Annotated in this window: 11 protein-coding genes and 1 riboswitch; all 11 genes read right to left on the bottom strand. The window is 69.8% G+C overall.

Annotated elements, in window-relative coordinates; all coding sequences use genetic code 11:
* Window positions 1–10: 10 nt before the first annotated feature.
* The 11 genes from FZ983_RS18630 to FZ983_RS18580 all read right to left on the bottom strand — a co-directional run bounded on the left by FZ983_RS18630 (window position 11) and on the right by FZ983_RS18580 (window position 13781).
* Window positions 11–2167 carry a TonB-dependent siderophore receptor gene (locus FZ983_RS18630; protein ID WP_149225014.1) on the bottom strand — a complete coding sequence of 719 codons (2157 nt, stop codon included), beginning with the start codon at window positions 2165–2167 and terminating at the stop codon, window positions 11–13.
* Window positions 2168–2300: 133 nt separating this feature from the next.
* Window positions 2301–3086 (bottom strand): (2Fe-2S) ferredoxin domain-containing protein, encoded by a 786-nt coding sequence (locus tag FZ983_RS18625; protein ID WP_149225013.1) that lies wholly within the window; start codon window positions 3084–3086, stop codon window positions 2301–2303.
* Window positions 3087–3102: 16 nt separating this feature from the next.
* A complete protein-coding gene (locus tag FZ983_RS18620) occupies window positions 3103–4131 on the bottom strand; it encodes an iron ABC transporter permease (RefSeq protein ID WP_149225012.1) in 1029 nt (342 codons plus the stop codon).
* Entirely contained in the window at window positions 4128–5114 is a 987-nt protein-coding gene (locus FZ983_RS18615) for an ABC transporter substrate-binding protein (RefSeq protein ID WP_149225011.1), read from the bottom strand. Before FZ983_RS18615 ends, FZ983_RS18620 begins: the two co-directional genes overlap by 4 nt.
* Complete coding sequence (locus FZ983_RS18610; protein ID WP_149225010.1) at window positions 5111–5950, bottom strand: ABC transporter ATP-binding protein; 840 nt, start codon at window positions 5948–5950, stop codon at window positions 5111–5113. The genes FZ983_RS18615 and FZ983_RS18610 overlap by 4 nt, the downstream gene beginning before the upstream one ends.
* A 122-nt stretch (window positions 5951–6072) precedes the next feature.
* Window positions 6073–6292: riboswitch (cobalamin riboswitch) on the bottom strand.
* A gap of 342 nt (window positions 6293–6634) precedes the next feature.
* Window positions 6635–7783, bottom strand: coding sequence for an acetylornithine deacetylase (gene argE / locus FZ983_RS18605; RefSeq protein WP_149225009.1), 1149 nt, complete (start codon window positions 7781–7783; stop codon window positions 6635–6637).
* A 30-nt stretch (window positions 7784–7813) separates the two neighbouring features.
* Window positions 7814–9211: a formimidoylglutamate deiminase gene (locus FZ983_RS18600; protein ID WP_149225008.1), complete on the bottom strand. Its 1398-nt coding sequence runs from the start codon at window positions 9209–9211 to the stop codon at window positions 7814–7816.
* Window positions 9212–9247: 36 nt separating this feature from the next.
* Window positions 9248–10207 carry an agmatinase gene (locus FZ983_RS18595; protein ID WP_109157420.1) on the bottom strand — a complete coding sequence of 320 codons (960 nt, stop codon included), beginning with the start codon at window positions 10205–10207 and terminating at the stop codon, window positions 9248–9250.
* A gap of 53 nt (window positions 10208–10260) precedes the next feature.
* Window positions 10261–10680, bottom strand: a complete 420-nt coding sequence (locus tag FZ983_RS18590; RefSeq protein WP_149225007.1) for a RidA family protein — start codon at window positions 10678–10680, stop codon at window positions 10261–10263.
* A gap of 106 nt (window positions 10681–10786) precedes the next feature.
* The gene (locus tag FZ983_RS18585) at window positions 10787–12916 is read right to left on the bottom strand and encodes an ABC transporter ATP-binding protein (protein WP_149225006.1); all 2130 of its coding nucleotides are present in this window, start codon (window positions 12914–12916) and stop codon (window positions 10787–10789) included.
* A gap of 1 nt (window position 12917) precedes the next feature.
* Complete coding sequence (locus FZ983_RS18580) at window positions 12918–13781, bottom strand: ABC transporter permease (RefSeq protein WP_149225005.1); 864 nt, start codon at window positions 13779–13781, stop codon at window positions 12918–12920.

Raw genomic sequence — 13781 nt, 5'->3', positions numbered from 1 at the left:
GGCGCGGAGGTCAGAAGGTCATCGAGAAGGCCAGTTCGGCCGAGCGCGGGCGGCCGAGCACCCAACTGTTCGCGCTGCCGGCCACCGCATAGACCTCGTCGAACAGGTTGAAGGCGCGCAGGCTCAGCTTGGTGTCGCCGGTCGGCCGGTAATCCAGCCCGGCATTGACGACGGTGTAGGCGGGCCGGACGCTGCTGTTGGCGGCGTCGGCGTAGGTCTTGCCGACATATTGCAGGCCGGCCCGCACCTCCCAATCCGGCAGGAAGGCCCAGTTGGCCCAGACATTGGCGGTGCGCTCCGGCACGCCGGTCGGCACATTGCCGGCATAGGACACCGCGCGGCCCGAAACCGATTGCGTGAAGTCGTCATATTTGGCCCGCAGCAGCGCGCCGTTGACGTCCACCCGCACACCCTCCCACAGGCCGAGCGACAGGGACGCCTCCAGCCCCCGCGACGATTGCCGGCCGACCTGCATCGTCACGCCGGGCCGGTTGGGATCGGTGGTGAGCAGCTTGTCCTTGACGATGCGGTAGGCGGCCAGCGTCCACTCGCCGCGCCCCTCCAGGAAGGATTGCTTGACGCCGATCTCCACTTGCCGGCCGGTGGACAGGTCGAAATCCTTCTGCGTCGGCGACAGCGAAATCAGGTTCCCGACCGGATCGACCGCGGTGGCGTACTGGCCGTAGAGAGCGAGGCCGGGCATCACCTCGTACACCGCGCCGGTCCGCCAGCTGGTGGCGCGAAAGTCCTTGGTGTAGCTGCTTCCCGTCACCAGATCCCGGCGCTCCACCGTCGGCGCGTCATGGCGGATGCCGCCGATCAGCGACAGTTGCGGCGTCACCGACAGCCGGTCCTCGGCGAACAGCGAATATTGGCGGGTGCGCGACCGGCTGCGCGGAGTGGTGCCGGCGCTGTTGAGGAACAGGCCGGGCGCCGGCTCGAAGGGATCGACCGTGCTGGAGCCGCCGTAGGGCGAGTTGTTGGCGTGCTTGAACTCGATCCGGTTCAGGTCGAAGCCGCCGACCAGTTCGTTCTTCATGCCGAAGAGGCTGCTGCGCCACGTCGCGTCGAAGCGGTCGCCGACCTGCCGCTGGTCGTGATAGATCTCTATGTAGCTGTCGCGCAGCACCTGCCGGCTGGCGGCATTCCAGGCATAGCTTTCCACATTCTTCCAATGGCGGTGGCTGGTCAGGTGATAGGCGGTGTTGCGCAGGGTCAGCGCGTCGGACACCGCCCATTCGGCCTTCAGCTGGGTCCAGTTGTCGCGATAGCGGATCTCGCTGTCGGCCACGTTGAAGTTGCGATGCCGCAGTGCGCTGTCGAGCCGGCCGGCGATCAGCGGCGTCCCGAAATATTCTTGCGGCTGCTGGTCGCCGTAATCGTTCGACAGGATGATTGCGAGGTCCGGCGTCGCCTGCAGCTTCACGGCACCGGAGACCGCGAGGGACTTGGTGTCGCCGCGGTCGACCCAGCCATCGGAGCGGTTGCCGCTGACGTCCAGCCGGTAGGACAGCTTTTCGCTGACCGGAGCGCCGCTGCCGACGGCGGCGCGCCGGGTGCCGTCGGTGCCGATGGCGACCATCGCCTCGTTGCGGAAATCCGTCGTCGGCCGCTTGGGCACCACATTGACGACGCCGCCGATAGCCCCCTCGCCATATAAGACGGAAGCCGGACCGCGCAGCACCTCGATCCGCTCCGTCGACCACGTGTCGAAGGGGAAGGTGACGGTCCCCGACCCGACATAGAGCCGCGTGCCGTCATAGAGTTGCATCACCGAGCCATGGCCGGCGAAGCCGCGCGTTGCCAGCGAGGAACCTCCATTGCCGGGTGCCGCCAGCGTGGTGAAGCCGGTGGCGTTCTGGGTGACGGCCTCCGTCACGATGGTCTGGCCGCGGTCGCGGATGGTCCGGTCGGAGATCACCTCGATGCTGGCCGGGGTTTCCAGCGGGGTGAGGTCCAACCGGCTGCCGCCGCTGTTCGGCCGGTCGAGCGCCAGACCGGCGGGAGCCGCATCCGCCGAACGCCCGGTCACGGTGACGGGGGACAGGGTGAGCGGTGCGTCGCCCTCCTCGGCACTTGCGGCAGCGGGCGCGACGGTGGCGGCGACCAGGAACAGTGTTGCCAGTGGGGCCGGGCGGCGGCTGGGACGGGAAGGAGCGGGCGGCATCGATGATCCTCCGGATTGGCTTGGAAAAGGATGAGGAAAGGCATTCCGCGAAGGCGGTCTTCGCGGAGGCGGTCGGGTCGGGGTGTTTCGAGAAGGCGTCCCCGGATTCGCCGGGCGGTGCAGGGCGGCGGCGTCAGCCCATCGGGGCGTCCTCCGCCGGCCGGTTGCTGTGAAGGATGTCCGCGGCGCTCGGGCTGTCGGCCAGCAGATGGCTTTCGACAATGCGGTCGATCCGCTCCGGCGTCAGCCCGCCATACCAGACCGCATCCGGCTGGATCACCAGCAAGGGCCCTTGGTTGCAGGGATAGAGGCAGCTGGTCCGTGCGCACATCACCCGACGGGGACCGGCGTTCAGCGCACGGTGTGGCTTCATGGCGGTGCGCAGATGCTGGTACAGCGCATCGGCGCCGCGATGCAGGCAACGCGCACCGGTGCAGAAGAACAGTTGGCGGCGATGCTCGGGGATCTCCGACCAGCCGGGCTTGCCGAGGCTGGGCTCGACGCTGCGCACATCGTCCATGCTGTCGGACGGGCCGCCGGCGATACGGTCGAGGGCTGCCGGCAGGTCCAGCGCGCTTTCAACCGGAGGAGCGAGCCGCACAGTCATCCGGGAGTTGCGCGTGCCGGCCCAATGGCTGAGCGCGCCCGGCAGCCAGGCCGACAGGCTGGGGTCGGCCGGCACCATGCTGGGGATCACCAGCGCCTCTTCGATTCCGGCGCGCTCCAGCTCCGCCAGCACGGCAGGCAGGGCAGGGCCGGACAGATCGGCATGGGCGGTCGCGACCGTTGCGGAAGCGCCGCGTGCGGCCTGAAGCGCGGTCAGGGCCGCGGCCAGCGCCTTGAGGTTCTGCCCATGGTCGAAGGAGGCCCGTCCATAGAGCACGATGGCGCGCGACGGCGATTGAAGGGTGGGAATCATCGATTTCCGGCTTTCGTCAGGCCGCCGCGCGGCGGCGCATCAGCCACAGGAAGAAGGCGCCGCCGACCAGGGCCGTGGCCACGCCGACGGGGATTTCGCGTGGGGCGAACAGCGTCCGTGCGGCGACATCCACCCACAGCAGCAGCAAGGCCCCGCCGAGGGCCGCCACCGGCAGCAGCGTCCGCAAATGCCCGCCCACCAGCAGGCGCGCGATGTGGGGCAGCACCAGCCCGACGAAGCCGATGCCGCCGCAGGCCGACACCAGCGCGCCGGTCATCAGCGCGGTGACGACGAACAGCTCCAGCCGCAGCCTCTGCGGATCGGTGCCGAGCGAGCGGGCCGCATCGTCGCCGAGTGCCAGCGTGTTGACCGTCTCGGCTCGCAGCCACAGCCAGCCGAGCCCGCACAGCGTCAGCAGGGCAGGGGCGGGCAGGACGCTCCAGCGCGCGGTGCCGAAGCCGCCCATCATCCAGAACAGCGCCGCGTCGGCGCTGCGGTCAGCCGTCGCGACGATCAGGGCGTTGGTGACGGCGTGCAGGATGAAGGCGACCGCCACACCGGTCAGCACCAGCCGCTCGCTGGTCACGCTGCCGTCGCGCCCGCGCGCGGCGGCGAAGACGGCCAACATGGCGGCGAGCGCGCCGAGAAAAGCGGCGGCCGGCAGGCTCAGCGCTCCGGCCACCACGCCGGCGAACAGGATGACGCTCACCGCCCCGACCGACGCGCCGGCCGACACGCCGAACAGGTAGGGGTCGGCCAGCGGGTTGCGCGTCACCACCTGCAGCACCGCTCCCACCGCAGCCAGCCCGGCGCCGGCCAGCGCGCCCAGCAGAACGCGGGGCAGCCGCAATTCCCAGACGATGTTGCGCTCCGCCCGGCCGAAGCCCTGCGCGGGGAAGGCTGCCGGCCAAAGCTCGTGCGAGACGACCGACCAGACGGTGGTCGTGGGGATGCGGGCGGCGCCGAAGCCGACCGCTGCGACGAGCGACAGGATCAGGGCAGCGGTCAGCACCAGGCACAGACGCAGCGCGCGGGGGCCGCTCATGGCGTGAACAGCTCCGGGTGCAGCGTCCGGGCCATCCGCTCCAAAGCATCGACATTGCGGGTCGACGGGGTCTGTTCGGCATAGGTCAGGACGATGAACTGCCGCTTGCGCACGGCCTCGACGTCGGCCAGCTGCGGGGCGGACAGCAGGAAGCGGATGGCGGCCTCGGCCGGGACGTGGTGGTCGCTGACGATGATCCATTGCGGGTCGCGCCGCGCCATCTCCTCCCAGCTGACCCGGACATAGCTGTTGGCGATGTCGTCGAAGATGTTGCGGCCGCCGGCCAGCTCCATCAGTAGGCTGGTCATGCCCTCGCGCCCGACCGACAGCGGGGCGGCGTCGGTGTGGCAATCGTCGCAATACATGACGCGCGGCCGCCGGGCGGCGGTGCCGGTCAGCCGGGTCACCGCGGCGACGCGGCGGCGGAAGTCGGCGACCATGGCCTCCGCCCGGCCGGCGATGCCGAAGATCCGGCCCAGCGCCAGCAGGTCGGCGTAGAGCGTCTCCATGCCGATCGGCTCGCGCGGGCCGATGCGGATGCAGCTTTCCCGCAGCGTGTAGGTGGCGACGCCCATCTCCGCAAGACGGGCCGGGGTGAGGCCGCGTGCCTCGTTGAAGCCATAGCTCCAGCCCGCGAACAGGAAATCCGGGTCGGCGGCCAGAACCGCCTCCAGCGTCGGGGCGCGGTCCGGCAGTTGGGGCAGGGCGGCGACCACCCCCGGCGGGGCGATCAGGTGGCGTTCCGCTCCGGCGATACCGGACACCGCGACCAGCCGGTCGGCCAGCCCGAGATCGAGCATGGTCTGCGTCATGTTGACGTCATGGACCATCGGCCGCTTGGGAGGAGCGCTGAAGCGGGCGGCTTCGAAGCAGTTCGCCACCTCCACCGGATAGCTCTGCGCCTGGGCGGAAGCGAAAGGCAGTGCAAGCCCGGCGGCAAGCAAAGCGTTGCGGACAAGGTGGCGGAGAAGGACCGGGATCATGCGAGGTCCATCCGGCGAGGCGCCAGCGGCGACAGGTCGATGCGCAGCCGGCCATCGCACGGGCGGCGGTCCACGGCGGCGGCGACCCGGTAGACGGCGGTGAGCCGCTCCGCCGTCAGTGCCTCCTCCGGCGCGGCGTCGGCCTGCAGGCGGCCGTCCTTCAGCAGCAGCAGGCGGTCGCACCAACGCGCCGCCAATTCGATGTCGTGCAGCGTCATCACCACGGTGATGCCCAGCGAGCGCACCAGATCGAGGACGGCGAAGCGGTGCTGGATGTCCAGATGGTTTGTTGGCTCGTCCAGCAGCAGGATGCGCGGGCGTTGCGCCAGAGCGCGGGCGATCATCACCCGCTGCCGCTCACCGCCCGACAGCTGTTCGACCGGCCGCTCGGCGAGCGCCTCCAACTCCAGCCGGGCCAGCGCATCCTCGACGATAGCGCGATCTTCTACTCCGCTTCCCGAGAAGACCGAACGGCGGTGGACCAGCCGCCCCATGCCGACCACGTCACGCACGGTGAAGCCGAGCGCCGCGGCGGAATCCTGCGCCTGGAGAGCCAGACGGCGGGCAAGCTCTGCCGGGCGCAGGGCGCGCGGATCGGCCCCGTCGATGCGTATCTGCCCGGCCGAGGGAGCCTGCAGGCCGGCAAGGCAGCGCAGCAACGTGGTCTTGCCGGAGCCGTTCGGCCCGAGAATGCCGAGGATCGCCCCGTGTGGAACGGTGAATCCGATGTCCGACAGGACCTTGCGGCCGGCCAGCTCGCAGTTCAGCCCCCCCACCACGACGGCGGAGGTCTGGCGGGGGTGGAGTTGCCTTGTGGGGAAAGGCGCTGGCGTCATCCGTGCATCCTGCCGTTGCGGGCGGGAGGGTGGAGGCGGACGCATTGCGGAACACGCGGGCAATCCGGCGCGGAATCCGGACGTGCGGTGGCAAGCGTTCCACCGGGACACCCCGCCCGAGGACGTTTCGTTTTGGCGCTGGCAGGTCTCCTGGCTTGCGGGTCATCGCCGGTCCGTCCGGCCTTCCCAGCGCCTAGGGGCGCCAGTGGCGGGAAATGACGGAACGGCTCACCGCTCACAGTTGCGGGGACAGCTCCGGTCTCGCCGCGCGACGCGGCTCACCGGATTCCCTCTTAGCTTCCGGCGGCGACCGCCGGAAGAACCAGTACCAGGGCCATTCATGAGCGACCCGGCTGCAGAGGTCAAGGTTCGAAACGAAATGGCCGCGGGAAATTTCTTGGCGGCATGGCCCTGACCTGGGCGCCGATTTCGGCCCTGCTTAAGTTGAGCCGGTCATGGGGCGTCTCCCCGCGGGTGGGAAGCGGTGGGGAGTAGGAGAGGGCGTCCGCAAGTCGATCCGCAAATGGGTCATCGCCACACCGGTCCAGTCATTGCTCGGTAGCGTTACACACCAAAATGTAACGTTATAACATTACATATCTGGTTCGTGCGCGACCTGCAAGGAGAAGATCGGCATGGGCGGGGCTTCGCCGCGGCGCGCAAAAACGTCGTTTGCCGCTGCGGTCACGCCAGATTGGCGAGCAGGGCCTCCAGCATGCGGTCGCAGGCGGCCAGTTGTTCCTCGGTGATGAACTCGTCGGGCTTGTGGGCTTCACCGATGCTGCCGGGGCCGCACACCACGGTGGGCATGGACAGGCGGCGCTGGAACAATCCGCCTTCCGTCCCGAAGGAGATCTTGCCGGTGCTGTTGCCGCCGGTCAGCGCCTTGACGAACGCCACCACCTCCGCGTTGCCGTCGGTGTCGAGCGCCGGATAGCTGGACAGTTCGCCGATCGACAGTCCGGCGGTGGGGAAGTCGGCACGCAGCCGCCGAACGATGCCGTCGGCCTCCTCCCGGATGCTGTCCAGAAGCGGTTCCACCGGATCCTGCGGCAGATGGCGGATTTCGAAGTCGAGACGGCAGCGGTTCGGCACGATGTTCAGTGCTTCGCCGCCCTGGATGACCCCGGCATGGATCGTGGTCCACGGCACGTCGTAGGCGTCGTCATGCGCGCCTTCGTCGCGCAGCCTGTCCTGGATGCGGCGCAATCCCGTCAGCAGGTCGCTGGCCATGTGGATCGCGTTCAAACCCTGCGGCGCGAGGCTCGAATGGCATTCGACGCCGTGGCACTCGGCGCTGAGAGCGGTCTTGCCCTTGTGGGCGGTGACCACCTGCATGCTTGTCGGTTCGCCGACGATGCAGAAGCGCGGACGGACGGGCAGGGCCGCCATCATCTCGATCAGGCGGCGGACGCCGAGACAGCCGACCTCCTCGTCATAGGACAGGGCCAGATGCAGCGGCTGGGACAGGGTCCGTCCGGCGGCGCGGTCGAACAGGGCGAGGCTTGCGGCGATGAAGCCCTTCATGTCAGCGGTTCCCCGGCCGAACAGCTTGCCGTCGCGGCGGATCAGCCGGAAGGGATCGCCGGTCCAGGCCTGTCCTTCGACCGGCACCACGTCGCTGTGTCCCGACAGCATGACGCCGGGGCGATCCGCAGGGCCCAGCGTCGCGAACAGGTTGGCCTTGCGTCCATCCTCGCTCGGCACCAGCCATGTGGCGGCACCGGCGGCTTCCAGCCGCTCCTGCACCCAGCGGATCAGCTCCAGGTTGCTGTCGCGGCTGACGGTGCGGAAGGCAACCAGCCGCTCCAGAATGTCGATGGTCGCCGTCATGGAAATTTCCTCGCGTCTTCGGTGAGCGTCTCAGGCGGCATTCAGCCGGTCGACGGCATGGCGCCAGCCATTGCGGATCGCGTCGGCATCGACATGCCGGCCGTCCCGCACCACCAGCCGTCCCCCCGCCACCACATCGCGCACCGCGTCGCGGGCGCCGGCAAAGACGTAGGAGTCCAGCAGCATGTCGTCGTTCCGGCCGTACAGCCGCGGGTCGTCCAGGTTCAGCACGACCAGATCGGCGCGCTGGCCCGTGGCGAGACCGCCAGCCGGCCCCGGCAGGCCGAGCGCCTGCGCTCCTCCGGCCACCGCCGCCCGGTAGAGCGCCGCCCCGGTCGAAGCGCCGGCTTCCGGCGCCAGCAGGTTGCGCCGCCTCGCGGCCAGCCGCTGCCCGAACTCCAGCAGCCGCAATTCCTCCGCGGCGTCGATGATGACCTGACTGTCGGACCCGACGCCGAACCGTCCGCCTTGGGACAGGAAATCGCGGGCCGGGAACAGCCCGTCGCCCAAATCCGCCTCCGTCGTCGGGCAGAGGCCGGCGACGGCGCCCGATGCCGCGATTCCCGCCACCTCGTCCGGCGTGACGTGGGTCGCATGGACGAGGCACCAGGACGGCCCCAGCCAGCCGCGGTCGAGCAGCCATTCCACCGGCCGCCGGCCCGACCAGGCGAGGCAGGCATCAACCTCCGCCGTCTGTTCGGCGATATGGATGTGGACCGGCGCCGCCGGGTCGAGCGCCGACAGGCCGTTCAGCGCCGCCGCCATGGCGTCGGGCGACACCGCGCGCAGGGAATGGAGGGCGAGGCCGGTGCGATGGCCGCCGGGCGCGGCGCGGCAGGCCTCGACGATCGCCAGCAGCCTGTCGGGATCGTTCAGGAAGCGGCGCTGCCCCTCGCCCGCCGGCTGTCCGCCAAAGCCGCCCTGGGCGTAGAGCACCGGCAGATGGGTCAGCCCGATGCCGGTGGCGTCCGCCGCGGCGAGGATGCGCTTCGACGTCTCGGCCACGTCGGCATAGGGCCGGCCGTCGGTGTCGTGGTGGAGGTAATGGAACTCCGCCACCGACGTATAGCCCCGCTCCAGCATCTCGGCATAGGCCATCGCCGCCACCGCCTGGAGGCTGTCGGGATCGATGCGGCCGACGAAGCCGTACATCACCTCCCGCCATGTCCAGAAGCTGTCCTCCGCCGGCCCGGCCCGCTCGGTCAGCCCGGCCATCGCCCGCTGGAAGGCGTGGCTGTGCAGGTTGGGCATGCCGGGAATGACCGGCCCGGCGGCGCGCTTGACTCCGGTGGGCAAGGTGTCAAGCCCCGCCTCCAGCCCGGCGATCATCCCTTGCGCGTCGAAGCGCAGCAGCACCCCCGATGCCCAGCCGCCGGCCAGCAGCGCCCGGTCGCAGAACAGCCGGTCGAGCCGGCGCGCGGCAGTCATCGTCCGATCCTCCTCATCGCAATCACCTTGTCGCCATCACTTGGCGTCGAAATAGCCGGCCTGGATGGTCTTGCCGATCAGGTTGCAGATGATGCGCCCTGCGGTGATGGCGGTGATGCCGTTGAGGTCCTTCTTCGGCGTGATCTCCACGATGTCCATGCCGACGACGCGGCCCTTGGCCACCAGCCCGTGGATGAGCGTGCGGATCTGCGGATAGGTGACGCCGCCGGGAGCGGGGCCGTTGACCGCCGGCATGATGGTCGGGTCCATGCCGTCCGCGTCGATGGTCAGGTAATAGCGGCCGCCGTCGGGAATGCGGTCGAGCACTGCCTTCATCCCGATGTCCTGCAGTTCCACGTCGGGCACCAGCACCGCGCCGTAGGACAGCGCCGCCTCCACCTCTTCCGGGCGGGCGCTGCCGGCCGACCGCAGGCCGATCTGGAAGATCTGGCCGATATGGTCCATTTCCGCGGCGCGGCGGATCGGGCTGGAATAGCCGTTGCGGGCGCCGTTCACGTCATCGCGCCAATCCAGATGGGCGTCGATGTGGACCAGCGTGATCGGCCCCTGGTCGTCATAGGCGCGCAGGACCGGAATCGGAATGCCGTGGTCGCCGCCGATGACGATGGGCAGCATGCCCTTGGCCAGCATCCGGCGCACCACCGCCTCGGCGTTGCGGTAATGCAGGTCGAGATCGCGCGGATCGGCCTTCACGTCGCCGCAATCCACCACCTTGATGTCCTTGCCGCCCAGCAGCGGACCGCCGATGTCGAAGTCCCAGCGCTCCAGCTTGCGCAGCGCCCGCTCGGTGTAGCGGCGCACCCAGGTCGGGGCGTTGGTCTGGTCGTTGGTCACCTCGTCGATCGAATAGGGATCGCCGTAGGGAATGCCGAGGATGCCGATATGGCCGTCGAGCTGGTCGATGTCGGTGCAGATCGGGAAGTCGAGGAAGCTCTGCAGTTCACGGCGCGGCGGGTTGGTCAGGCTGGTGCTCATGGTGGCGGTTCTTCTTGTCGGTTGGCTGGACGGTTGGCGGCGGGACTGGAGCCTCAGGCGTCGGGGATCACCGCAATCGCATCGACCTCGACCACCCATTCCGGGCGGGCGAGCGCGCTGATCACGAGGCCGGTCGACACCGGGTGGACGCCCTTCAGCCACTTGCCGATGGTGCGGTAGACCGGCTCGCGATAGCGCGGGTCGGTGATGTAGACGGTGATCTTGCAGATGTGCTCCAGCTGCGAGCCGGCCTCTTCCAGCAGCATCTTGATGTTGGCCATCGCCTGTTCGGTCTGGCCGGCGGCATCGCCGATGGCGACGCTCTCGCTGGTGTCGAGATTCTGGCCGATTTGGCCGCGGACGAAGACCATGGTGCCGCGCGCGACGACGGTCTGGCACAGGTCGTTGTCCAGCGCCTGTTCGGGATAGGTCTTCTTGGTGTTGAACTGACGGATGCGGGTGTGGACGGTCATGGCGGATTCCCTGATTCGGATGGTCGGAATCGGTTCGAAAAGGTAAGGGGAGGGCGTCCGGCGCCCCTGCGGGGAGCGTCGGTGGCGGACGAGCCGAGACGGCGGGTCAGTGCCGGGCGTCGTCCCCCATGAGTTCCGGAAAGACCGACGCGCGTTCGGCCAGCGTCGCCAGCGGGATGTGGCAGGCGATGCGGTGGCCGTCGGCCGTCGCATGGACGGGCGGGGCCTGTTCGTCGCAGACCGCCCCCAGCTTGCGCGGGCAGCGGGCGGCGAAGGCGCAGCCCCGGCCGCCGGGGGCGGCGGCGGCATCCTCCAGAAGGATCCGCGGCACTTCCTGCCCGTCCTCCGCCAGCCGCGGCACGGCGGACAGCAGCGCCTCGGTATAGGGATGGTAGGGCGGGCGGAGCACGCTGGCGATCGGGCCCTCCTCGCAGATGGTGCCGCCATAGACGACCAGCACGCGGTCGGCGATGTGCGACACCACCGCGATGTCGTGGGTGATGAAGAGGTAGGACAGGCCCATCTCGTCGCGCAGTTCGGCCAGCAGGTTCAGGATGTTGGCCTGCACCGACACGTCGAGCGCCGACACCGCCTCGTCGCAGACCACGAAGTCCGGATTGGTGGCGAGTGCACGGGCGATGTTCACGCGCTGGCGCTCGCCGCCGCTCAGCTCATGCGGATAGCGGTCGGCATAGGCGGCCGGCAGCCCGACACGGGTCAGCAGGCCGGCGATGGTCTTGCCCCGCTCCTCCGCATCGCCGTGGCCGGCCAGCACCAGCGGCCGGTCCATCGCCGCCCCGATGGTCTTGCGCGGGTTCAGCGAGGCGGCGGAGTTCTGGAAGACGAGCTGGGCACGGCGGCGCAGATCCTGGTCGCCGCGCCTGACCCGCTCCGTCAGGTCGGCGCCGTCGAACAGCACGGTGCCGGCGCTGGGTTCGGTCAGCGCCAGCAGGGCACGGCCGATGGTGCTCTTGCCGCTGCCGCTTTCGCCGACCACGCCCACCACCTCGCCGCGGCCGACGGTGAAGGACACATCGTCCACCGCCACGGTGCCGGCGCGGCGCAACCAGGGCAGGACGGAGCGGTTCGCGCCGTAGACCTTGCGCAGATGGTCCACCTCGACCAGCGGAGCCGACTGCTGAGGCTGTGGCCTGGACGGGCGGGCAGCGCCGGCATCCTCGTCCGGCCATGGCATGCCTGCCAAGGCGTCGGCCTTCCAGCAGCGCACGCCGTCTCCGGCCTCGTCCATCCGCATCGGTTGCGGCTGGCTGCGGCAGGTCTCCTCGGCGAAGGGGCAACGGGGGGCGAAGACGCAGGCGGTGACCGCGCCGCTCAGCTTGGCGACCGTTCCGGGAATGGAGGGCAGGCGGTGGCGCCGCTCCGCGGTGATGCGCGGCAGGGCGGCGACCAGCCCCTTGGCATAGGGATGGGCCGGACGGGACAGCACGCGGCCGGTCCGCCCCGTCTCCACCACCACGCCGCCATAGAGCACGGTGACGGTTTCGCAGATCCGGTTGACGATGCCCAGATTGTGGGAAACGAACAGTGCGCTCAGCCGGTGGCTGTCGCACAGCTTCGCCAGCAGGTCGATGATGCGGGCCTCCACCGTGACGTCCAGTGCGGTGGTCGGCTCGTCGAGGATCAGCAGCTTCGGTTCGCAGCCGAGCGCGGTGGCGATCAGCGCCCGCTGCTGCATGCCGCCCGACAGCTCGTGCGGATAGGATGCTGCCACCCGGCGGGGTTCGCGGATGCCGACCTCGGCCAGCAGTTCCTCCACCCGGACCGCGGCCTGCCGGGGGGAGAGGCCCTTGTGCTGGATGAGCGGTTCGGCGATCTGGCGTCCGACGGTTAGCGCCGGGTTCAGGGAGGTGAAGGGATCCTGGAAGACGGCGGCGATCCTGTCCCCGCGCAGCGCCCGGCGCTCGGCCGCCGGCAGCCGGCGGAGATCGACGCCATCGAACAGGATCTCGCCCGAATCCACCCGTCCCCCGCCGCCCAGCAGATCGAGGATCGCCATGGCGACCGTGCTCTTGCCCGATCCGGATTCGCCGACCAGCCCCATCACCTCGCCGGGGCGGATGGCGAAGCTGACGTCGCTGGCCGCGCGCAGCGTGCCGCGGGCATTGCCGTAGCTGATGGTCAGGCCGCGGATGTCCAGCAACGGCGCCGGTGCGGGCGTCACCGCCGGAGCGGCGGCCGGCTGCAGGACCGGCTGCGCTTGCGGAGCGGTCATCATGTCAGTGCGCTCCCATGTTGCGGGGGTCGAGCAGGGCACGCAGCCCGTCGCCCAGCAGGTTGATGCCGATCACCGCGATGGCCAGGGCGAAGCCGGGGCACAGCGCAATCCACGGCGCCTGTTCGACGAAGGGCCGCGCCTCGCTGATCATCAGGCCCCAGTCGGAGGAGGGCGGCTGCGCCCCCATGCCGATGAAGCTGAGCGAGGCGCCGAGCAGGATGGCGAAGACCACGCGCAGGCTGGCCTCCACCGCCAGCGGCGGCCAGATGTTCGGCAGGATTTCCTTGAACAGGATGTAGGTGGCGCTCTCTCCGCGCAGATGGGCGGCGGTGATGAACTCCTCCTGCATCAGTTCCAGGGTGATGGCGCGGGTCAGGCGCACCACCTGCGGCACATAGACGATTCCGATGGCGGCGATGGCCTTCCACTGCGCCGGCGGGGTGACGGCCAGCACCAGAATGCCCAGCAGGATCGGCGGGAAGGACATCAGCACGTCCATGGCGCGCATGATCGCCTCGCCGACGCGCCCGCCCTTGTAGCCGGCGACCAGCCCCAGCGGAACGCCGGCCAGCAGGCTCAGCGCCGTGGCGGCGACACCCATCAGCAGCGAGCTGCCGGTGCCGACAAGGGTGCGGCTGAACACGTCGCGGCCGAACTCGTCGGTGCCGAACCAGAAATCGGGCCCCGGCGGCTGCAGCCGGCTCAGGATGTTCATCTCGTCGTACGGGTAGGGCGCGAGCCAGGAGCCGGCGACGGCCGCCACCACCAGCGGGGCCAGCAGGACGATGCCGACGATCAGCGAGCCGGGCAGCGCAGACATGCGCAGGCGCCGCGGGGCCGGTCGGATGGAAGTCGCGTCGGTCAT

The sequence above is a fragment of the Azospirillum sp. B21 genome (assembly GCF_008364825.1).
Taxonomy (GTDB): Bacteria; Pseudomonadota; Alphaproteobacteria; order Azospirillales; family Azospirillaceae; genus Azospirillum.
Note: the sequence above shows the minus strand (reverse complement) of the source record. Positions and strands in the feature narration are given on the sequence as shown.